Source organism: Irregularibacter muris (genome assembly GCF_024622505.1).
Lineage (GTDB): Bacteria > Bacillota > Clostridia > Eubacteriales > Garciellaceae > Irregularibacter > Irregularibacter muris.
This window is the reverse complement of record NZ_JANKAS010000002.1, coordinates 317,533-340,277: the sequence shown is the minus strand read 5'-3', so window position 1 is coordinate 340,277 and position 22,745 is coordinate 317,533. Positions and strand designations below refer to the sequence as shown.

The following is a 22,745-nucleotide window of genomic DNA, read 5'->3' as shown; positions in this document are numbered from 1 at the left end:
TATAGGATAAGGTGATAAAAATGAACGTTAAAGATTCAATAAAAAATTTAAAGGGAATAGGGCCAAAAAAATATGAGCAATTTAAAAAAATAGGAGTAGAGACTATAGAAGATTTAGTCTATTTTTTCCCAAGAGATTATGAGGATAGACGAAAGATAACCCCCCTATCCCAATGTAAGGATCAAGAATATACTGGTATTGTAGTTAAAATCACTGGAAGAGGTATGGAGGAATTATTAAGGGGAAGAAAATTACGCATTATTAAGATACCCATAGAAGATAAAGGTGTAGTAGGGGAAGCCATATGGTATAATACTTCCTTTATGAAAAACACATTTAAAATAGGTGGCTTATATTATTTATATGGAAAAATAAAAAGAGGATATGGGAAAATTCAGATAATCACTCCAGACTATAAAATCATAGATGATCTATCTTATAAAGGCCAAGGAATTTTGCCAGTATATCCATTATCTACAAGGTTAACCCAGAAAGATATAAGAAAGTTTATGATAGAGGCTATAAGTGCTGTGAAGGGACAATGGGAAGAATACCTACCTATGGATTTAAGAAAAAAGTATAAGCTATGTGAGATAAATTTTGCATTGGAAAATATCCATTTTCCTACAAATTTAAAGAATTATGAGATAGGAAAAAAAAGATTGATTTTTGATGAATTTTTTTTGTTGCAAATGGGATTACATCTTATTAAAGCACAAAACACTAAAAATATCAGTGGAATAACTTTTAATATAGATTCAAGAGTGGAAAAATTTATTGAAGAGCTACCCTTTCAGCTTACGAATGCTCAAAAAAAGGTAATTAAAGAATTAGAGGAAGATCTTTCTACGGGGAAGATTATTAATAGATTAATTCAGGGCGATGTAGGATCAGGGAAAACAATAATTGGGGCTATTGCTCTTCTTATGGCTTATCTAAATGGTTATCAAGGAGTTATGATGGTACCTACAGAAATACTAGCTAAGCAACATTATGAAACCCTCAATAGCTTATTTAAAAAATTTAATATTAAAATAGGCCTATTAATAGGTAGCCTAAAAGCAAAAGACAAAAAAAATATCACTGAAAAAATTCAAAGTGGAGAAATAGATATTGTCATAGGAACCCATGCTCTAATACAGGATAATGTGAAATTTAATAAAATAGGATTAGTAATAACCGATGAACAACATCGTTTTGGGGTTAAACAAAGAGCGTTATTGAATAATAAGGGAGAGAATCCCCATGTACTTGTAATGACAGCGACTCCAATACCTAGAACATTAGCATTCATATTATATGGAGATCTTGATATTTCTATTATTGATGAACTACCTCCAGGACGGAAAAAGGTGGAGACATATCATGTAAATGAAAGGTATGAAACTCGAATATATAACTTTATAAAAAAACAAATAAAGCTAGGAAGACAAGCCTATATTGTATGTCCCTTGGTAGAAGATTCTGAAAGTATAGATGCCCAGTCGGTGATTACCCTAACAGAACATCTTAAAAATAATATTTTTAGAGATGAAAAAATATCCTTACTTCATGGAAAAATGCAAAACCAAGAAAAAGATGTCGTTATGCAGCGGTTTAAGGATGGAGAAATAGACATTTTAATTTCTACCACAGTAATTGAGGTGGGAGTCAATGTACCCAATGCAACCATTATGTTAGTTCATAATGCTGAAAGGTTTGGGTTGGCGCAATTGCATCAATTAAGAGGAAGAATAGGAAGGGGAGAACATCAATCCTATTGTATTCTCATTACAAACCACGAAGGGAAATTAATAGAAGAACGAATGAAAACATTAGTGGGTACAGATGATGGTTTTATCATAGCGGAAAAAGACTTAGCTTTAAGGGGGCCAGGTGAATTCTTAGGTTTGCGTCAACATGGTCTACCTGAGCTGAAGATTGCAAATCTAATAGAAGATGTAGGGATTCTTAAAATGTCTCAGGATGTTTTAAAGGAAATCTTCCAAGAGGGAGAATACTCAGAAATGAGCAAATTTGTATTGGAAAATCTTCAAGAGAAAATTCATAAGATTGCTTTAAATTGAAAAGGAGAGTACTTCCACTATTATGAAGAGTTGTATGTATTTTCTAGACTAATTTTTCATCCTCTGGTTACATTAATATTATACAACCCTTAGGAGGTGAAAAAATGGCGAATCAAAACAATAGTGGAAGAAATAGAGTACTAGTGCCTGAAGCTAGAAAAAGCTTAGATCAATTTAAATTAGAAGTAGCTAATGAATTGGGAATAGCAAATTATGATGGTCAAGATAAAGGCAATTTGTCTTCTAGACAAAATGGCTATGTAGGTGGATATATGGTAAAGAAAATGATTGAGCAAGTTCAAAGAAATATGACAGGAAAATAAATAGAAAGAACAACAAAGGGGTGGTGATGCTGCCCCTTTGTTGTTCTTTCTATTTAGTAAAACTTGTGGTCATAATGTCCCAGAATAGGGCTTTAACCATTAGTCTTTCTTAAGCCTTATCTACTTAGATAACACAAATATTAAAAATACTTTTTAAGTCTAAGGAACTGTGCTACAATAAATATGAGTTTTAGGAGGGAATATATGAGAGTAATTACAGGAAGTGCGAGAGGAACACATTTGTTTACGCCAAAAGGTGATAGAATTAGGCCAACTGCAGATCGTATTAAGGAGGCACTATTTAGTATACTAGGTGGTAGGACCAGAGAGGCAATCTTTGTAGATGGTTTTGCGGGAATTGGTAGTATGGGTATAGAGGCATTAAGCAGAGGGGCGGACAAGTGTTTTTTTATCGATAATCATAAAGAAAGCATTGATATGATTACTAAGAATTTACATAAGACAAATTTGATAGATAAAGCAGAAATTATCCATAAAGATATTCAAAGTGCCATTAAAACAGTAGCTATGCACGTTGAAAAGGTAGATATAATTTTTTTAGATCCTCCCTATCTCAAGGGACTTATTACTTCTTCATTAGAGGCAATTGTAAAAAATAATATTTTACACTCCGATAGTTGGATAATTTTCGAACATGATAAGACAGAAATACACCAAGAGGAAATTAGTGGACTAGTATGCTTTAGACAACAAACCTATGGAAATACTACTCTTTCATTTTACAAAAAAGGAGGAACAACAGAGTGAATATAGGAGTTTATCCTGGGAGCTTTGATCCAGTTACCAATGGTCATTTGGATATTATTGAAAGAGCTGCCAATATTTTTGACAAGGTAATTGTAGCGGTATTAAAAAATCCAAATAAAAATCCATTTTTTTTAGTAGAAGAAAAAATAGAACTATTAAAAAGCACGACACAACATTTCGATAATGTGGAAATTGATACCTTTTCAGGACTATTAATTGACTTTATGAAAGCTAAAAACGCTAAGGTGATTGTAAAGGGTCTAAGAGCTGTTTCGGATTTTGAATATGAATTTCAAATGGCTTTAATGAATAGAAAATTAGCCCCAGATGTGGAAACTGTTTTTATGATGACCAATAGTCAATATTCCTATTTGAGTTCAAGTATTATTAAAGAAGTCTCCAGCTTCAATGGTTGTATAAAAGGATTAGTACCAGAAAGTGTTGAGAAAGCGATTAAAGAGAAATTAAATAGGTAAATTTCATAAAGAAAGGGGGAGTTTATATGCAGATTATGTATTTATTAGATCAATTGGAAGACATCATTGAAAATGGAGCAACTCTTCCATTTTCAAATAAAACATTAGTCAATGTAGAAGAAGTCATTGCCATTATACAGGATATTCGTATTAATTTACCTGATGAGATAAAGCAGTCTCAGTGGATTAAAGAGGAGCGAAAAAAAATATTAGTGGAGGCTCAAAAAGAAGCAGAAACGATTGTAGAGGAAACAGAAAACTATATAAAGAAAATGGTAGATGAAAATGAAATAACAAAAAATGCCTATGAGCTCGCAGAAGAAATTATCCAGAAAGCCCAAGATAATGCAAAGGAAATAAGATTGGGGACTAAGGAATATGCCGACAGCATCCTGCTAAAGGTTCAAAGTCAGCTTCAAGATATTCTTTCAACTATTGATGAAAATAGAAAAGAATTACGAAGATAAAAAAAGCTAAATTTATTTAGCTTTTTTTAATCTTCTTAATTTTGTATTTAAATTTTAGATATACATATATTGAAAATCCCACAAGTATTAAGATTGAAAGTATAGATATGCAGAAATTCAAGCTAAGTAAAAGCTTGTTATACCAAGTCAATTGTGGAAAGTAATGGGCATTATTCCCTAAGAATGTAGGCACAGTTCTTTTCTGAAAGTAAGGGAAGAGACTACGCATTAAATAATAACAAGAAATACCGGAAAAAAGGCCATGAAGTATTTTAGATACCAAATAGGGAAGAACCTTTAAATCTGTTTTACTAATTAAGCTAATGGCTTGGGCATGGATAGAAAGACCACCCCATGCAATAATAAAAGATGTTAATACCCCTTGTAACATGATGGAATCAGTAGTCTGACTAATAATATTGACACCGTTTGTAATTTCTACAAGGCCACTTAACAAACCCTTTATAATCAAACTGGAGGCATTTGCAAAATGAAACAATGGAGATATGGCTAGAGCCAAAAAATCAAGTAGTTTAATGGTTAAGGATAATTCAATAATAACAGAAAAGAGGATAATAAAGCCCCCGATAATTAATAAAGTGTTAATAGAATTTTTTACCGCATCTCCTAGTAACTCACCAAGTTTTCTTCCATCCTCCTTTCTAGCCACGCGAATAGAATCAAAGAGGTTAGAAGTTTTTTTATTGTATGAAGAAAGATTTTTTTTACTTCCATAGTTTCTAAAAATAATGCCTGTAAATATAGAGCCTATATAGTGAGAAAGCATAATCATTATACCTAATGTGGCATCATTAAACATTCCTATAGCCACAGCTCCAATCATAAATAAAGGGCCAGAGGTGCTACATAGGGCAAGAAGACGTTGACCTTCTTCTCTAGAGCACAATCCTTTATCTCTTAACTCAGCGGTAATCTTAGCCCCCATAGGATATCCAGAAGTAATGCTCATAGCGTATGCAAAAGAGCCGACTCCTGGTATGTTAAAAATAGGATACATTATAGGTTCCAAAAGTGCCCCTAAAAAGTGCACTATACCTAAACCAGTTAATATTTCAGTACCAATAAAAAATGGAAGGAGAGCAGGAAATACATTGTTAAACCAAATATCTACCCCTCTCTTGGCTGCGTTGTAAGAGGTATTAGGGAAGCACACCATTAATATTAAGATGATCAAAAAAATAAAAGGAGCGAAAAGTCCCGAATTTTTTTTTCTCATGAGCCACCTCCTAGAATAAATTTTATAAAGTCATTGTAAAATGGTATGATCACATTTAAAAGTACATACTTTTAAAATTTTAATTTGACTATATCCTTATATCTAAATATATTTGAATAAAATGATATTATGCCATATCAAAATTCATATGTTTTTATGTTATAATAATGTGGGTTAAGTATTGTTTACAATAGAATAGGAGGACAAGTAGGTGTCGATTGCTAGTTTTTTCAAGCTGGTAGAAATTCAAACTAAGGTTGCAAGTGTAATTCCTTTATCTTTAGGGACAATCTATGCGGTATATCATTTCCATCATTTTAATTTAAAAAACTTTATTTTCATGCTTGTTTCTTTACTTACTTTTGATATGGCCACTACGGCGATAAATAATTATATAGACTATAAAAAAGCTATTAAAAAAGAAGGGTATGGCTATGAACTACATAATGCCATTGTACGAGATAATTTAAGTGAGTTTTCAGTTTTATTGGCTATATTTATTTTAGTAGGCATTGCTTTAATTTCTGGAATATTTTTATTTTTAAATACCAATGTGGTTATTTTATTATTAGGAGCGATATCTTTTTTCGTGGGGATTTGTTATTCCTTTGGTCCTATACCCATATCCAGAATGCCCTTAGGGGAAATTTTTTCAGGGCTTTTTATGGGCTTTGTCATTCCCTTTATATCTATCTATATACATGTTTTTAATCAAGAGATATTAACGCTCATTTTAAGAGGTCATGTACTCACATTTCATATAGATATAGTAGAAGTATTCTATATATTTCTTGTATCTTTGCCAGCTGTAATAGGTATCGCAAATATAATGTTTGCAAATAATATATGTGATATGGAGGAAGATATACAAAATGCGCGATATACTTTACCTATATACATAGGCAAAGATTTATCCTTAAAACTTTTTGCATTTTCATATGCATTTCTTTATCTTGATATAATATTGTTAGTTGTTCTAAAAGTTGAGTCGATTCTTTCGTTAATCGTCTTGATTACAGCTTTGCCCGTTAGAAAAAATATTCAAACATTTTTGAAAAGACAAGATAAAAAGGATACTTTTATTCTAGCAGTTAAAAATTTTATTTTGATAAATTTCATCAGAGTTATAACCTTGATTGTAGCGAGTATTATAAATCTATAGGAAGATATCTAGTACGAGTTAAATGCAAAGTTATAAATCAAAATCAATTAGCCTAATGGTTTAACATGGGCGAGATAGAATGAAAAAATTTGGAGCGTGTTATGATGAAAAAGATTATAATGACCGGAGGGGGTACTGCAGGGCATGTAACTCCTAACATTGCTTTACTATCTTCATTGAGAAAAGAAGGTTTTAGTGTTTATTATGTAGGCACGAAAGATGGGATAGAAAGGCAGTTGATTGAAAAGGAAAATATTCCTTATTATACTATTAAAGCTGGTAAACTTAGAAGATATCTGGATGTGAAAAATATTACAGATATAGCAAAAATATCTCAAGGGTTTATGCAATCATTGGCTATATTGAACAAATTAAAACCAGATATACTTTTTAGTAAGGGAGGTTTTGTTTCCTCTCCTTTGGTTTGGGCCGCATGGAGTAAAAGAATTCCAGTGGTTCTTCATGAGTCCGATATTACCCCAGGATTAGCCAATAAAATTGCTTTACCTTTTGCAAAAAATATATGCTATTCCTTTCCTGAGACAATAAAATTCCTACCAAAGGATAAAAGTAAACTTACAGGTATTCCTGTTAGAGAAACACTTTTTACAGGGAATGAAGTTTTTGGAAGGAAGCTTTGTTCTTTTCATGATAAAAAACCCATTATTGTTATCATTGGAGGAAGTTTGGGTTCACAAATATTAAACAAAACCATAAGACAATCTCTAGATACTTTATTAGAAAATCATCACATATGTCATATATGTGGGCAAGGAAATATAGAAAAAAATTTAAACAATATTCCAGGCTATAAGCAATTTGAATATATTTCAGATGAACTTCCCCATATATTTGCCATGGCAAATATCGTTGTCTCCCGGGCAGGTGCCACAACATTAAATGAGATATTAGCCTTAAAAAAACCCAATATCCTCATTCCACTATCTAGGCAGGCCAGTAGAGGAGATCAGATACTTAATGCAGAGTCCTATAAAAAACAAGGTTTTAGCTATGTTGTGGAGGAAGAAACCCTAAATGAGGAAACCTTGATTAATGCAATAAATCATGTGAGTAGTAAAGAAAAAGAATATATAGCAAAAATGGAAGCTAGTGCAATGACTAATGCCATAGAAAAGGTGATGGAAGTTATATGCCATAATGTAAAAGATACAGCTAAGTAGGATCAAAAGCATGAAAACAAGATCAACTGTTCTATTTTATAATATAGTCTAATAAATAAGAAGGTTTAGTAAACCTTCTTATTTATTAGACTATAATAGGAGAACAATAAAAGTCCATATTTTGTTGAAAGTACTGATCTTTTGTAAAATGTAGATTATATAAGTTGGTTGCAAGAATATCATAATCCATCATTTTCTTTTGAATAGGGTTTAAAGATCTATAGGATTTTGCAAGATTAGTAATAATAGGTAGGGAACAATTCCTTTTGATTTGGGGTAAAACTTCCATCCCTTTCTTATTAAAACCTAAAACTCGAATATATTGTACTCCATCATTTTTCATAAATAGTTTAAAGTCCTCATCAGTAATCCCTAAAAGCATTTGACATAAAATTCTTTGGATCCTCGTTTGGGTATATCTTTTTGTCTTAATTAAATCAATATATTGATCAATAGAATTAGTCTTTAAAAGCTTTTTAAATCGATTATTTAGTCCTTCAGTGACATCCATAAAATTTTTAAGATCCAGGGCATTACTTTTTGTGATCAGGGATAAAATACTAGGAGATAACGTATTTAATTGTCCAAGAAAATGAGTGTTTAAGGCTTCTTGGATAAGAGAAAAGGTACAGGGAGGCACTAGGTTTTCCAATATTTCAAAAGGATATTCTTTGGTTATTAAAAGATTTCTAATGGCCGTTGCACTAGAAATATCTGTGTTAATATTAGAATCATGATAACCTGAGCCAATTCTTTTAATGCTTCTAGGTTGAATGGAACTTTTAAAACGGTGTAACCACTTAGTATATTCCACTGCTAATATATTATTGGGCTGGCTCAAAATAGAAGATATATTCTTATCTTGATGTCCACTATGGGAGATATACTTTTCTAGAGCTGTCATTCTCGCTTGAGGAAAGGATACACCGGTTTTTAATTGATTTTTCAGTAGAGTTTTAAATAATTCTGGTTCGTGGGCTAAAATCTTAGCTATACTCTCTATGGAATGAAAATTCTCATATTCACTTCCAAATACTAGATGAGTAACAACATTTAATTTTTCTAAACACTGTACAGATCCAAAGGCAAAAAGCTCTGCACTCTGACAACTAAAAACAACGGGTAATTCAATGACAATATCAACCCCGGCATAAAGAGCCATTTTTGTTCTAATCCACTTATTAAATAGTGCAGGTTCGCCTCTTTGTAAAAAATGACCACTCATTATAGCAATAGTATATTCATTTTTAGTGACTTCCCTAGAATGGGACAAATGGTATTGATGCCCATTGTGAAAGGGATTATATTCAACAATTAATCCGGTTATACCCATTAGGAACAACTCCCTTATCCTATTAATTTGTACAATCTATACCAATAGTACAATATTTAATAAAAAAAACAAAGAAAAAGAAGGAATTTTGAAAGAAAAATAGAATTTTTATTAAGTTGTGTTAAAATAGTATTATTAACAATGTATACAAAGGAGGACATACAATGAATGTATTAATTATTAATTGTGGCAGCTCATCATTAAAATATCAATTAATTAATATGACAAATGAGCAAGTACTAGCCAAAGGATTAGGAGAAAGAATAGGAATAGAGGGTTCAGTGTTAACCCATCAACCTGAGGGAAAAGATAAAGTAGTCATACAAAAGCCTATGAAAGATCATAAGGTAGCCTTAGAAATCCTATTGGGAATGTTAGTAGATGAGGAACATGGAGTAATAGACTCAATGGATGAAATTTCTGCAGTAGGGCATAGAGTGGTTCATGCAGGTGAAAAATTTGCCTCATCTGTTCTTATTACAGATGAAGTAATGAATGCGTTAAAAGAGTGTATTGATTTAGCACCTTTACATAATCCACCAAATATTATGGGTGTAGAAGCCTGTCAAGAAATACTACCGAATGTTCCTATGGTAGGGGTATTTGATACAGCCTTTCATCAAAGCATGCCAGAAGAGGCCTATATCTATCCAATACCTTACGAATATTATGATAAATATAAAGTTAGAAAATATGGTTTTCATGGTACCTCTCATAAATTTGTTTCTCAAAGAGCTGCAGAAATATTAGACAAGCCTATTGAAACCCTAAAAATAATTACCTGTCATTTAGGCAATGGTGCCAGTATTGCAGCAATTAAAGATGGAAAATCAATAGAGACTAGTATGGGCTTCACGCCTCTAGAAGGTTTGGCTATGGGGACAAGATCCGGTGATATAGACCCAGCAATAGTAACCTTTTTGATGGAAAAAGAGGGAATGACCAGCCAAGAGGTCAATGATATTTTAAATAAGAAATCTGGTGTTTTGGGTATTTCTGGAGTGAGCAGTGATTTTAGAGATATAGAAGGAGCTGCCGAGGAAGGAAATAAAAGAGCACAATTAGCCTTGGATGTTTTTAATTATAGAGTGAGAACAACTATAGGAGCTTATGCTGCAGCAATGGGTGGTGTAGATGTTATTGTATTCACAGCAGGCCTAGGTGAAAATTCTGCATCAAATAGACAAGAGATTTGTAAAGGCTTAGAATTTTTTGGTGCTGAAATAGATGAAGAAAAAAATAATATTAGAGGAAAAGAAGCTATTGTTTCACAGGAAAATTCTAAAGTGAAAATAATGGTCATCCCCACTAATGAAGAACTTATGATCGCAAGAGATACAAAGAGAATTGTAGGATTAGAATAATATTTAGCTGTAAAGGTTTTATGCTTGACAAACCATCATTAAATTTATATAATAATTCAGGCACAGACTTTGAGGTGAATAAAGTTGATCATCGATTTTTCCAAACTAATTAAGGAAGAAGAAAGACACATTAACTTTAAAGATCAAGTTGAAGTGAAAGAAATTTCCGATAAAAATGAAAACATAATCTTTGTGTCACCGCTAGAAGTTGTTGGTGAGGGTTATTTGGAGGAAGATACCTTAGTTTTGCAAGGAAATGCAGAGAGTAAAGTTGAATTATCCTGTGGAAGATGTTTAGAGAAATTTATATATCCATTGGAATTTTCCTTTGAAGAAAAAATTTCAGTCAGTGATAAATCTTTCTTCATAACAAGTGGTAAGATTGACTTTTCTAGTATATTATGGGAAAATATTATTTTAAATCTTCCTTTACAAGCAATATGTAGTGAAGAATGCAAGGGTATATGTCCTAAATGCGGGAAGAATTTGAATATTGAAAAATGTTATTGTGAAGATGAAGATATTGACCCCCGCCTGGTTTTATTAAAGGACTTATTTGATGAGGAATAAGGAGGTGTAGAGAATGGCAGTGCCAAAAAGAAAAGTATCCAAAGCAAGAAGAGATAAAAGAAGAGCAAATTGGAAATTATCATTACCTGGCTTAAGCACATGTCCAAAATGTGGGGAAGCTAAATTACCCCATAGAGTTTGTAAATCCTGTGGAACATATAAAAAAATGGAAGTTATTGATGTAGAATAATATGAAATGGTGAAAAGATAGTAAATGAAAGTTTGCTATCTTTTTTTATTTTCTTGATTTATAAATTAAATTATAATATACTATTAGCACCTGGTATTATAGTTAAGTGATGATAGAGGTGATATTATTGAAAAGAATGAATAAAGCTGAAAGGCAAAAGCAATTGGTGGCTAGGCTGCAGGAAGATCCTTTTCTAACTGACGAAGAACTCAGTGAAATCTTTGCCATAAGTATTCAAACCATAAGATTGGATAGGCTGGAGTTGGGAATTCCCGAACTGAGAGAGAGAGTCAAAAGTATGGCCGAGAACAGTATAGATAAGGTGAAATCCTTAAAGAAAAGTGAAATTATTGGTGAACTAGTTGAAATGAATTTAGGGAAAAGTGCCATTTCTATTTTTGAAACATTAAATCAACATGCTTTTGAAAAAACTAGGATTGTCAAAGGACATCATATTTATTCCTTAGCTGAATCTTTAGCTATTGCGGTTATTGATGCCCAGGTTGCATTAATAGGTGTAGCTAATATTAAATATAAAAAACCAGTTTATTCTGGACAAAAGTTAGTTGCTCGGGCGGAGGTTATTCGACAAAGAGGAGAAGATAAATATTTTGTATGGGTTAAAATCAGAGTAAAATCAGAAGAAGTTTTTCGCGGGAAATTTATATTAGTATCTTTTTCTGACCAAGAAAGTGAAGGTGAAATACATTGAAAATATATGTTGATGGTATGGGTGGAGATCATGCTCCTTTTGAAATTGTTAAGGGTTGTGTATTAGCTGCTGAAGAATATGATGTTTCTATCACCTTAATCGGGAAACAGGAAGAACTACAAAAAGAATTATGGAAATATCAATATGATAAAAATAAAATTAATATTGTTAATGCCTCAGAAATTATTACCAATGATGATGAGCCTGCTTTGGCCATTAGAAGGAAGAAGGATTCTTCTATGGTAAAAGGCATGGCCTTGGTGAAGGAAAATAATCAATCCGTTTTAATTTCTGCAGGAAATACTGGAGCCTTACTGGCGGGGGGATTGTTGAGAATTGGAAGGATTAAGGGCATATTAAGACCCGCCTTAGCGCCAGTCATTCCCACAAAAATGGGAGTATCCTTATTGATCGATGCGGGAGCAAATGCAGACTGTAAGCCCCAAAATCTACAACAATTTGCTTTAATGGGTTCTATCTATATGAATAAGGTAATAGGGATTGAATTACCCCGGGTAGGTCTTGTAAACATTGGTGCTGAAGCTCAAAAAGGAAATGAACTTACCAAAAACACCTATGAATTATTACAAAATACAAATATAAATTTTATAGGAAATGTAGAAGCTCGGGATATTCCCTATGGAGTAGCCGATGTTCTTGTATGTGATGGCTTTACGGGAAATGTAATTTTAAAGTTGACAGAAGGTTTAGCTACATTTATTTTACATTCTTTGAAAGAAGAGATTTTCAAAAGTGCTCGGGGAAAAATAGGGGGCTATTTTTTAAAACCATCTCTCCAAAGTTTTAAGGATCAATTTGATTATAGTGAACATGGGGGGGCACCATTTTTAGGGGTTAAGGGAGGACTAATAAAAGCCCATGGAAGTTCAGATGCCAATGCAATAAAAAATGCAATTAGACAAGGAATTGTATATTTACAACAGGATGTTGCTACACATATTGAAGAGGAGATAAAAAATTTATACGCAAATAGGGAGGAAGACTAAAGTTATGGGTGCAATCATATCCGGAACAGGTCATTATGTACCAGAAAAAATTCTAACCAATAAAGAATTAGAACAATTAGTGGATACATCAGATGAATGGATAACGACAAGAACTGGTATCAGGGAAAGAAGAATAGCCGGAAAAGGAGAAGCTACATCCCATTTAGCTATACAGGCCGCTAATAGAGCTCTTGAGTCAGCTGGAGTTTCTCCAGAAGAGCTGGATTGTATTATTGTAGCAACGGTTACCCCTGATATGGCCTTCCCCTCTGTAGCTTGTATCGTTCAAGAGCAAATTGGTGCTAGAAATGCGGCAGCCTTTGATATTGAAGCGGCTTGTACGGGATTTATATATGGAATAACCATTGCCAATCAATTTATACAAAATGATTTTTATTCTAAAGTATTAGTTATAGGTGCAGATACTTTATCTAAAATAACCGATTATAGCGATAGAAACACTTGCATATTATTTGGAGATGGTGCAGGGGCAGTGATTGTTGAAAAAAGTGAAGAAAACAGGGGTATCCTATCCGCTAAATTAGGAGCAGATGGCTCAGGAGGAAAATTGCTTCATCAACCTGGTGGTGGATCATTAAATCCTGCAAGTGTTTTTACTATTGAAAATAGTATGCACTATATAAAAATGGAAGGTAACGAGGTTTTTAAATTTGCCACAAGAAAAATGTCATCTAGTGCATTAGAAGTAATAGAAAAGGCTAATTTAACCGTAGAGGATATTGATTTTATTATTCCACACCAGGCCAATATACGAATCATAGAAGCAGCATCTAAACGCTTAAATATTTCTAAGGATAAGATATTTACTAATCTTGATAAATATGGCAATATGTCTGCTGCTTCTATACCTGTAGCTTTGGACGAAGCCGTAAGAAATTCTCATATAAAAAAAGGAGATAATATAATTATTGTTGGTTTTGGTGGTGGACTTACTTGGGGTGCGGCGGCAATACGATGGTAATCAGAGATAATAAAGGAGCGATAAAATGCTAGCAAATAAACTGTGTAGAATGTTGAATATAAGCTATCCAATTATACAAGGGGGCATGGCCTGGGTGGCCACAGCTGAATTAGCAGTAGCCGTTTCTGAGGCAGGAGGTCTAGGTTTAATAGGCGCTGGCAATGCTCCAGCAGAGATTGTAAGAAATGAAATAAAAAAGGCAAAGTCTCTTACCAATAAACCCTTTGGAGTAAATGTTATGTTAATGTCGCCCTTTGCTGATGAAGTGATGGAGGTAATTATAGAGGAGAAGATTGCTGTTGTAACCACTGGTGCAGGAAATCCTGGAAAATTCATTTCGCAATTACATGCCCAAGGGATTAAAGTAATTCCTGTAGTAGCATCAGTGGCCCTTGCAAAAAGAATGGAGAAAAATAATGCCGATGCAGTTATCGTTGAAGGCACTGAAGCTGGTGGTCATATTGGAGAATTAACAACCATGACATTGGTGCCACAGATTGTAGATTCTATAAACATACCTGTAATTGCCGCTGGAGGTATAGGAGACGGTAGAGGTGTAGTAGCGGCTATGGCACTAGGAGCATCAGGAGTGCAAATAGGTACAAGATTTATTTGTGCTACAGAATGTATAGCTCATACCAAATACAAACAGTATGTCATAGATGCAAAGGATAGAGATGCAGTTGTTTCAGGTAGGAGTACTGGGCATCCTGTGAGGGTCCTTAAAAACAAGCTAAGTAAAGAGTTTGATAAATTAGAGAAGCAGGGAGCTACCATTGAAGAAATTCAGGCATTAGGCAGTGGAAAATTAAGAGATGCAGTCATAGATGGAGATATCCAAAATGGTTCAGTAATGGCGGGGCAAATTTCAGGATTGGTTACGAAAGTACAACCGGCCAAGGAAATCATTGATGAAATAATAAAACAATCCCAGGAAATAACTCAAAGATTAAAAATAATGAATAAATCAGAATAATGCAAAGAGCGGAGGAGTATCTATGAAGAAAATCGCTTTTATATTTCCAGGACAGGGTGCACAGTATAGTGGGATGGGAAAAGAACTTGCTTGCCTATATCCTGAGGCTATGGAAGTATTTGATCAGGCTAATGAGGTCCTTAATATAGATATTAAAAAGTTATGCTTTGATGGACCAGAGGAGCAACTAAATATAACAGAAAATACCCAACCTGCTATTTTAACCACAAGTTTAGCTATAGCCGCTATATTAAAGAATCAAGGAATTATTCCTCATATGGTAGCGGGGTTAAGTTTAGGAGAATATGCTGCTTTTTCAACTGCCGATAGTATAGCAATAGAAGAGGTTATTCCATTAGTGCAGAAAAGGGGTAAATTTATGCAGGAAGCTGTGCCTATTGGTGTAGGGGCAATGGCAGCGGTCATGGGTTTAAGTAAAAGCCAGATGATCGAGGTATGTGATTTGGCTGCAGACTATGGCATTGTAGAGGTGGCAAATTTTAACTGTCCAGGGCAAATCGTTATAGCTGGTGAAATCAAGGCAATAAATAAGGCTTGTGAGATAGCCAAGGATATGGGCTCCAAAAGAACAAAAATATTACCTGTAAGCGCTCCATTTCACTCAAGCTTGTTGAGTTCAGCAGGCACTAAATTAAAAAATGAGTTAGATAAAATAAAATTTAAAGAAACTAAAATGCCAGTAATATCTAATGTGGATGCATCTATAATAGGAGATGTTTCGACCATAAAAAATAATCTTATAAAACAAGTAAGTTCTTCTGTGCTTTGGGAAGAAAGCATGAACAAAATGATTGCAGAAGGAATGAATACCTTTATCGAAGTAGGACCAGGCAAGACATTAACTTCTTTTGCAAAAAAAATTAGTAAAGAAATTACCTGTTTAAGAGTAGAAGATGTTAAAACTTTAAAAGAGACATTAAAAGCATTGGAGGGATGGGAAGTTGAGACTGGAAAATAAAACTGCTGTAATATCCGGAGGTTCTCGGGGCATAGGTAGAGCGATTGCCATATATTTAGCTAAACTTGGAGCAAATGTAGCTATAAATTATAATAATAATGATAAAGCTGCCAGCGCCGTTGTCCAAGAGATAGAGTTAATGGGGAGAAAAGCAATCGCCTTTAAAGCGGATGTAAGTAAAAATGAAGAAGTTCAATTATTTATCGATAAGGTCTTAAAGGAGTATGGAAGCATAGACATCCTAGTGAATAATGCGGGTATTACTAGGGATAATTTGTTGGCAAGAATGAAAGAAAATGATTGGGACGATGTATTAAATACCAATTTAAAGGGCGCTTTTTTAATGACTAAAGCAGTGATACGTGCAATGATGAAAAAAAGAAAAGGAAAAATAATTAATATTTCCTCTATTGTAGGCTCTACAGGAAATGCAGGGCAATCCAATTATTCTGCAGCTAAAGCAGGCCTAATTGGTTTTACAAAATCTATTGCAAAAGAAGTAGCTCCTAGAGGCATACAAGTAAATGCTATTGCACCAGGCTTTATCCAGACTGATATGACAGAGGTATTACCTGAAAATGTAAAAGAGCAACTGTTAAATAATATTCCAGCGAAAAGATTTGGTGATCCAGAGGATATAGCTTCCATGGTAGGTTTTTTAAGTGCAGATCTATCTGACTATATAACTGGGCAAGTAATACATGTAGATGGTGGTATGTATATGTAATAATATTCTTGTATAATTTTATGCATTCATTTAATATAGATGGAGTGAAAGGAGGTGAAGTAGATGCTATTTGATAAGGTAAAAGAAATTGTGATTGATCAATTAGGTGTTGAAGAAGAAGAAGTGGTTTTAAATGCATCATTTATTGATGATTTAGGAGCAGATTCTTTAGACATTGTGGAATTAATAATGGCTTTTGAAGAGGAATTTGATTTAGAAATCCCTGACGAGGAAGCCGAAAAAATTAAAACAGTAAATGATGTAGTGGAATACTTAAAGAACCATCAATAATATAAAGTCCCGATAAAAATCGGGACTTTATAAATAAAACTTACAAATATAATAAAACTTTCATATAGATTTTAAAGCAAACCTTGGGAGGTAAATAGATGAATAAAAGAGTCGTTATAACAGGAATGGGTGTTATCTCACCAATAGGTGCAGGGAAAAATAATTTTTGGGAAGCTTTAAAAAATGGTAGAAGTGGAATAGGACATATCACCAAATTCGATGTAGATTCATATTCCAGCAAATTAGCGGCAGAGGTTAATGATTTTCATGCTAATGATTATATAGAAAAAAAAGAAGCCCGTAGAATGGACCGTTTTACCCAGTTTGCTATTGCGGCAAGTAAAATGGCTATAGATGATGCAGCTATATCCGTAGAAGAAATTGATGCCCAACGAATGGGTGTTATTATTGGCTCAGGTATTGGAGGTTTGGAAACCTTTGAAAACCAATATAAGACTTTAATAGAAAAAGGCCCCAATAGGATAAGCCCCTTTTTTATTCCTATGATGATATCAAATATGGCTGCTGGACAAGTATCTATTTATTTCGGTGCAAAAGGCTTTAATGAAACTGTAGTAACCGCGTGTGCTACGTCTACTAATGCAATAGGAGATGCTTTTAAGGTCATCCAAAGAGGGGACGCTGATATTATGATCGCTGGAGGTAGTGAGGCCGCGATTACACCTTTAGGATTTGCTGGATTTTGCTCTATGAAGGCAATGTCGACTGAAAAAGATCCTTTAAAAGCTAGTCGTCCATTTGATAAAAACAGAGACGGATTTATTATGGGAGAAGGGGCAGGAATCTTGATTCTAGAAGAATTGGAACATGCATTAAAAAGGAAGGCCTGTATTATTGCTGAAGTTGTTGGTTATGGATCAACTGGAGATGCATTTCATATCACATCACCAGCTCCTGATGGAGAGGGTGCTGCACGTTCTATGAAAGCGGCGATAAAAGATGCAAGTATTAAAGAAGAAGAAATCGGATATATTAATGCTCATGGCACTTCTACCTACTACAATGATTTGTATGAAACAAAGGCTATTAAAAATGTTTTTGGCGATTATGCCTATGATCTACCTATTAGTTCCACTAAATCAATGACGGGTCACTTATTAGGCGCCGCAGGAGCGGTAGAGGCTATCGCCTGTGCTTTTGCACTGCAAGAGGGATTTCTTCCCCCAACTATGCATTATGACACCCCTGACCAGGAGTGTGATCTAGATTATATACCCAACAAAGGCAGAATGAAGAACATAAATTATGCCTTATCAAATTCATTGGGTTTTGGTGGACATAACGCTACATTGATATTGAAAAAATATTAGAGAGTAAGATAAGTAAGGTAGAAAAAACCTCTATCTTACTTTTTTGCTTTTTATGGTAAAATATTAAGGAAAGAGAGGTAAGGTGAAATATGGATAATCAGAGTAAATATTTTAAAATAGAAAGAGCAATAGAATATGTTTTTGCAAACAAAGAGCTATTACTTTGTGCCTTAACCCATAGTTCTTATATTAACGAGAACAAAATGGGAAATTATGATCATAATGAAAGACTAGAGTTTTTAGGGGATGCTACATTAGAATTAGTGATCAGCGAATATCTATATATCCATTTTCCCCATCAGCCAGAGGGAGAATTAACCAAAATGAGAGCCAATATTGTATGTACCGATTCCCTAGCAGAAAGTGCTATAAATTTACAATTAGGTAAGATGATGAAGATGGGCAAGGGAGAAATAATGAGTGGAGGGAGAAGTAGAAAATCAATTTTAGCCGACACTATGGAAGCCATTATTGGAGCGGTTTACCTTGATGGAGGTTTGGAAGAAGCCAAAAAATTTATTTTTAATCAATTAAGAACAACGATAAAAGCAGTAGAAAAAGGGAATATGAATCGGGATTATAAGACTTTACTTCAGGAAATAGTACAAAGAAAGAAAGAACAAGTGTTACAATATCATTTAATAAGAGAACAAGGGCCTGACCATAACAAAGTTTTCTGTGTAGAAGTATTGCTTAACGGAAAAATGATTGGAATTGGAGAAGGTCATAATAAAAAAGAGGCAGAACAGGAAGCAGCAAAGCAAGCTTTAAAAATCATTAATAAAGGGAATTAATATTTCCCACTCTGATATTGCCATGGAAATAGCTAAAATATTGGTTTTTTAGTCAACAATCTCCAATAATCGATATGGGACAATTGAATAAAGAAGAAAAAACATATAAAATGTCTTATAAAGAATGGAGACGCTGGTTTAAAGCTGTCTAAAACAACCTATGTCATTGGAGATTTCATATAAAGAGGTGTAAGATGTGTATTTAAAGAAAATAGAGATTTATGGCTTTAAATCCTTTGCCAATAAAGTTGAATTAGAGTTTAAAGATGGGATCACTGCTGTTGTGGGTCCTAATGGTAGTGGCAAAAGCAATATTGCTGATGCGGTTCGATGGGTTCTAGGTGAACAAAGTGTGAAAAGTCTTAGAGGGAGCAAAATGGAAGATGTTATCTTTTCAGGAACCCAAAAACGAAAGCCCTTAGGATATGCTGAAGTATCTTTAGTCATTGACAACCAATCGGGAAAACTCCCCATAGATTATAATGAAGTCAGAATTACTAGAAGAGTTTTCCGTTCCGGGGAAAGTGAATTTTACATAAATAAATCCTCTTGTCGATTAAAGGACATTCATCAACTATTTATGGATACTGGACTAGGGAAAGAAGGTTATTCTATAGTTGGACAGGGAAAAATTGATGAAATATTAAATGCAAGTCTTCAAGATCGACGATATATATTTGAAGAGGCAGCTGGTATTGTAAAATATAAAACTAGAAAAAATGAAGCTGAGAAAAAGTTGGACAAGACTGAACAAAATTTAATAAGAATTGTAGATATTATTAATGAACTGGAACAGCAGGAAGAACCGCTTTTAAGACAATCCCAAAAAGCAAAGGAATATCTAGAAGTTAAGGATAGATTAAAGGAATTAGAGCTATCTATGTTTATTCATAAAATGGACTATTTAAAGGAAAAACAATATGCATTTGAAAAAAATAAATCTGATCAATTATGTCAAATAAAAGATGAAGAAAATAAAATTAAAATAGAGGATAAAAGACATAATGAACTTAGAAATCAATCAAAGCAAATAGATGAACAAATTAATGACAACCAGGAGCATCTTTATCAAATTAAAACCAATATTGAAAAGGGTTTATCCGAAATAAATGTATTGGAAAATAAAATTAAAAATTTAGTTGAAAATAAAACTAGAATAGCAAAGGAAATCATAGACTTACAAGAATATCTTATTAAAAATGAAGAAAAGCAAAGCATTATAGAGTGTGAAATTCAAAACACCCATTCCATGATAGGCAAACAAGCAAACATCCTCAAAGAGGCAAAGAATGAATATGATGAACTTAGAAGAACTTCTAGAGATAAGGAAATAAATATAGAACAAAAAACTCAAGAAAAGTTTAAATTAATGAATACCCTATCTGATTTTAAAAGCAACCTAAATGGTGTACATATTATGAGTAATAATGTAGAAAATCAGATTATACAAATGAATAGACAACTGAATCAGTTAGAAAGCAATTTAAATGAAAAACTTGCAGTTTTAAAAGAACTACAGAATAAGAAGTCTACTAAGGATGAAGAAATAATCTCTATAAAAGAAACAAAGAAGGCTGCAGAAGTGGAGTTAGAACAAATTACAATTAGGTTAGAGAAACTACAATATAAGTTTCAAGCCCTGATAAAACAAATGCAGATCAAGCAATCTAGAATTAAAATATTGACGGATATGGAAAAAGAGTATGACGGATATTATAAAAGTGTAAAAAATCTCATGAAGGAAAAAAAGAAAAATACATCGCTTAATGAAAATATTTATGGTGTAGTTGCTGAGCTCATTAATGTACCGCCACAATATATTCATTCTATAGAAACAGCCCTAGGTTCTGCTTTGCAGCATATTGTTGTTAAAAATGAGTTTGTTGCTCAGCAATGTATTGAAATATTAAATGAAAAACAATGGGGGAGGGCTACTTTTTTGCCCTTAGAAGTTATTAAGGGAGTCAAGATTCAAAAGGAATTAGATATTTTAAAGAAACACGAAGGCTTCGTAGGTGTGGCTTCAGACCTAATCCATTATGATGCTATTTTTTCTCCAATCATTCATCAGTTACTAGGAAGAGTGATCGTAGTTCAGAAGATGAAAGATGGAATTTATCTATCTAGAAAGTTAAATCATAAATTTAAAATAGTCACACTAGAGGGTGAGGTTTTTAATCCTGGGGGTTCTATTGTTGGAGGGAGTAAATACAAAGCCAATACAGGGATATTAAGTAGAGGCAATGAAATTAAAATGGCCCAAAAGGAATTAGAGAAACTAGATCATATTCACAATAGCTTGAATCAGGATATCCAAGATATGGAGAAGAGAAAAAAAGAAATAAATGGTCATATAGATGAACAAGGGGAATTTATTAAGGACATTGAAATAAAAATTATATCTATAGAAAATCGTTATGACCAAATAAGTGCTGAACAGGAAACAATTCAAAATGAAATTAAAAATATATTGGCACAAATAAAAATATTTAAAACAGAAAATAATGAGCTAAAAATCAAAGAAAAGCAAATGGAAAAGAGTATCTTAGAAATAAATCATAAAATTGAAGAAATTAATAATGAAATAAATACATCCCAGGATAACAACCAAGGGGACAAAGAAAAATTAGATGTTTTAAATAACCAAATTACTCAGCTAGAAATCAGTATTGCACAATTAAAACAGCGAAAAATGGATAGCGACAATCAATTATTGCAAACAATAGAGGATATTAAAAAATGCAGGAGTGAAATTACACAAAAAGATTTAGAATCAGGCCATTATAGAGAAGATATTCATCAAAGTCATCAGAAAATAAAAGAATTAAAGGAAGAAATAGATGCTCTAACAAAGCTTAAATTGGATAGGGATTTGCAAATTGAACACCTGATCTCAGATAGAAAAAATTATGATGAGAAGATAGAGAAAATTGAAAGCAGATTAAAAGAGTATAATAAACAATCCATGGTGTCTGCGAATGCTTTGCATAAAATAGAAATTCAGTTGAGTAAAATTGAAATGGAAATGGAGAATCTACAAAATAGAATATCTGAAGAATATCATCTTACCTATGATTTGGCTTTAGGATTTAAAAAGGAAACACACAATGAACCACAGGTTTTAAAAGCAATTGAAGACTGCAAAGATCAAATTAAAAATTTGGGCAATGTAAATATTGATTCTATTGAGGAATATAAAAAAGTTTCCAAAAGACTTTCTTTTCTGAGAAAACAGAGAACAGATCTTCACGAGGCTAAGGAAAGCTTAAATGGTGTAATAAAAGACATTCTTATAAGTATGGAAAAACAATTTATTGAACAATTTGATATTATCAAAGTAAAGTTTAATGAGGTTTTTCAAAAGTTGTTTAAAGGCGGCTATGCTAAGGTTTATCTAGTGGATCCTAGTAATATTTTAACGAGCGGAATAGAAATTGAAGTACAACCTCCTGGTAAAAAACTTCAAAGCTTATCTTTATTATCTGGAGGAGAAAGAGCACTTACAGCCATAGCATTATTATTCGCTATACTAAAAATAAAGCCAACACCTTTTTGCATATTAGATGAGATTGAAGCGGCTTTAGATGATGCAAATGTAAATAGGTATGCAAGTTTCTTAAAGGATTTTTCTCAGGAAACTCAATTTATAGCAGTAACCCATAGAAAGGGAACAATGGAATCAGCGGATATATTATATGGTGTTACTATGGAAGAACAGGGCGTATCAAAACTTATATCTGTTAAATTGACAGATATAGCAAGCTAGAAAGGAGATTATACAATGAAAAAGTTTTTTTCTAAAAACAATT

The 22,745-nt window shown here is 33.1% G+C and carries 22 protein-coding genes; 20 read left to right on the top strand and 2 right to left on the bottom strand.

Annotation, left to right across the window (positions count from 1 at the left end; translation table 11 throughout):
• The first annotated feature begins 20 nt into the window (after window positions 1–20).
• The 5 genes from recG (at window position 21) to NSA47_RS04035 (ending at window position 4,100) form a co-directional block, all read left to right on the top strand.
• A complete protein-coding gene (gene recG, locus NSA47_RS04055; protein ID WP_257529617.1) occupies window positions 21–2,066 on the top strand; it encodes an ATP-dependent DNA helicase RecG in 2,046 nt (681 codons plus the stop codon).
• Window positions 2,067–2,170: 104 nt separating this feature from the next.
• Complete coding sequence (locus tag NSA47_RS04050; RefSeq protein ID WP_257529616.1) at window positions 2,171–2,389, top strand: alpha/beta-type small acid-soluble spore protein; 219 nt, start codon at window positions 2,171–2,173, stop codon at window positions 2,387–2,389.
• A 204-nt stretch (window positions 2,390–2,593) separates the two neighbouring features.
• Window positions 2,594–3,157, top strand: a complete 564-nt coding sequence (gene rsmD / locus NSA47_RS04045) for a 16S rRNA (guanine(966)-N(2))-methyltransferase RsmD (protein WP_257529615.1) — start codon at window positions 2,594–2,596, stop codon at window positions 3,155–3,157.
• Entirely contained in the window at window positions 3,154–3,633 is a 480-nt protein-coding gene (coaD, locus tag NSA47_RS04040; protein ID WP_257529614.1) for a pantetheine-phosphate adenylyltransferase, read from the top strand. The genes rsmD and coaD overlap by 4 nt, the downstream gene beginning before the upstream one ends.
• Before the next feature lie 26 nt (window positions 3,634–3,659).
• The gene (locus NSA47_RS04035) at window positions 3,660–4,100 is read left to right on the top strand and encodes an ATPase (RefSeq protein ID WP_257529613.1); all 441 of its coding nucleotides are present in this window, start codon (window positions 3,660–3,662) and stop codon (window positions 4,098–4,100) included.
• A gap of 16 nt (window positions 4,101–4,116) precedes the next feature.
• Here the strand turns inward: NSA47_RS04035 and spoVV are convergent, their stop codons facing one another.
• Window positions 4,117–5,337 (bottom strand): dipicolinic acid transporter SpoVV, encoded by a 1,221-nt coding sequence (gene spoVV / locus NSA47_RS04030; RefSeq protein ID WP_257529612.1) that lies wholly within the window; start codon window positions 5,335–5,337, stop codon window positions 4,117–4,119.
• Between the two features lie 211 nt (window positions 5,338–5,548).
• On the opposite strand from spoVV, the gene NSA47_RS04025 reads away from it, so the two are divergent.
• Both NSA47_RS04025 and murG read left to right on the top strand, forming a co-directional pair.
• Window positions 5,549–6,499, top strand: a complete 951-nt coding sequence (locus NSA47_RS04025; RefSeq protein ID WP_257529611.1) for a prenyltransferase — start codon at window positions 5,549–5,551, stop codon at window positions 6,497–6,499.
• A 104-nt stretch (window positions 6,500–6,603) separates the two neighbouring features.
• Window positions 6,604–7,680, top strand: a complete 1,077-nt coding sequence (gene murG, locus NSA47_RS04020; RefSeq protein ID WP_373370303.1) for an undecaprenyldiphospho-muramoylpentapeptide beta-N-acetylglucosaminyltransferase — start codon at window positions 6,604–6,606, stop codon at window positions 7,678–7,680.
• 85 nt (window positions 7,681–7,765) lie between these two features.
• Here the strand turns inward: murG and NSA47_RS04015 are convergent, their stop codons facing one another.
• Entirely contained in the window at window positions 7,766–9,013 is a 1,248-nt protein-coding gene (locus NSA47_RS04015; protein WP_257529609.1) for a nucleotidyltransferase, read from the bottom strand.
• A 164-nt stretch (window positions 9,014–9,177) separates the two neighbouring features.
• Here NSA47_RS04015 and NSA47_RS04010 point away from each other — a divergent pair, with 164 nt between their 5' ends.
• From NSA47_RS04010 to smc, 13 genes are all read left to right on the top strand, one after another.
• A complete protein-coding gene (locus tag NSA47_RS04010) occupies window positions 9,178–10,377 on the top strand; it encodes an acetate kinase (protein WP_257529608.1) in 1,200 nt (399 codons plus the stop codon).
• An 84-nt stretch (window positions 10,378–10,461) separates the two neighbouring features.
• On the top strand, window positions 10,462–10,947 hold the full coding sequence (locus tag NSA47_RS04005) for a YceD family protein (protein WP_257529607.1): 486 nt from the start codon (window positions 10,462–10,464) through the stop codon (window positions 10,945–10,947).
• Between the two features lie 13 nt (window positions 10,948–10,960).
• A complete protein-coding gene (gene rpmF / locus NSA47_RS04000) occupies window positions 10,961–11,137 on the top strand; it encodes a 50S ribosomal protein L32 (RefSeq protein WP_257529606.1) in 177 nt (58 codons plus the stop codon).
• 136 nt (window positions 11,138–11,273) lie between these two features.
• A complete protein-coding gene (gene fapR / locus NSA47_RS03995) occupies window positions 11,274–11,849 on the top strand; it encodes a transcription factor FapR (RefSeq protein WP_257529605.1) in 576 nt (191 codons plus the stop codon).
• Complete coding sequence (gene plsX / locus NSA47_RS03990) at window positions 11,846–12,856, top strand: phosphate acyltransferase PlsX (RefSeq protein ID WP_257529604.1); 1,011 nt, start codon at window positions 11,846–11,848, stop codon at window positions 12,854–12,856. The genes fapR and plsX overlap by 4 nt, the downstream gene beginning before the upstream one ends.
• Before the next feature lie 4 nt (window positions 12,857–12,860).
• Entirely contained in the window at window positions 12,861–13,838 is a 978-nt protein-coding gene (locus NSA47_RS03985; protein ID WP_257529603.1) for a beta-ketoacyl-ACP synthase III, read from the top strand.
• Window positions 13,839–13,863: 25 nt separating this feature from the next.
• The gene (fabK, locus tag NSA47_RS03980; protein WP_257529602.1) at window positions 13,864–14,814 is read left to right on the top strand and encodes an enoyl-[acyl-carrier-protein] reductase FabK; all 951 of its coding nucleotides are present in this window, start codon (window positions 13,864–13,866) and stop codon (window positions 14,812–14,814) included.
• Between the two features lie 22 nt (window positions 14,815–14,836).
• Entirely contained in the window at window positions 14,837–15,793 is a 957-nt protein-coding gene (fabD, locus tag NSA47_RS03975) for an ACP S-malonyltransferase (protein ID WP_257529601.1), read from the top strand.
• Complete coding sequence (gene fabG, locus NSA47_RS03970; protein WP_257529600.1) at window positions 15,777–16,520, top strand: 3-oxoacyl-[acyl-carrier-protein] reductase; 744 nt, start codon at window positions 15,777–15,779, stop codon at window positions 16,518–16,520. Before fabD ends, fabG begins: the two co-directional genes overlap by 17 nt.
• Before the next feature lie 63 nt (window positions 16,521–16,583).
• Window positions 16,584–16,811, top strand: coding sequence for an acyl carrier protein (locus NSA47_RS03965; RefSeq protein ID WP_257529599.1), 228 nt, complete (start codon window positions 16,584–16,586; stop codon window positions 16,809–16,811).
• A gap of 98 nt (window positions 16,812–16,909) precedes the next feature.
• Window positions 16,910–18,142: a beta-ketoacyl-ACP synthase II gene (fabF, locus tag NSA47_RS03960; protein ID WP_257529598.1), complete on the top strand. Its 1,233-nt coding sequence runs from the start codon at window positions 16,910–16,912 to the stop codon at window positions 18,140–18,142.
• 89 nt (window positions 18,143–18,231) lie between these two features.
• The gene (gene rnc, locus NSA47_RS03955) at window positions 18,232–18,936 is read left to right on the top strand and encodes a ribonuclease III (protein ID WP_257529596.1); all 705 of its coding nucleotides are present in this window, start codon (window positions 18,232–18,234) and stop codon (window positions 18,934–18,936) included.
• A gap of 196 nt (window positions 18,937–19,132) precedes the next feature.
• Complete coding sequence (gene smc, locus NSA47_RS03950) at window positions 19,133–22,702, top strand: chromosome segregation protein SMC (RefSeq protein ID WP_257529595.1); 3,570 nt, start codon at window positions 19,133–19,135, stop codon at window positions 22,700–22,702.
• Window positions 22,703–22,745 lie beyond the last annotated feature (43 nt).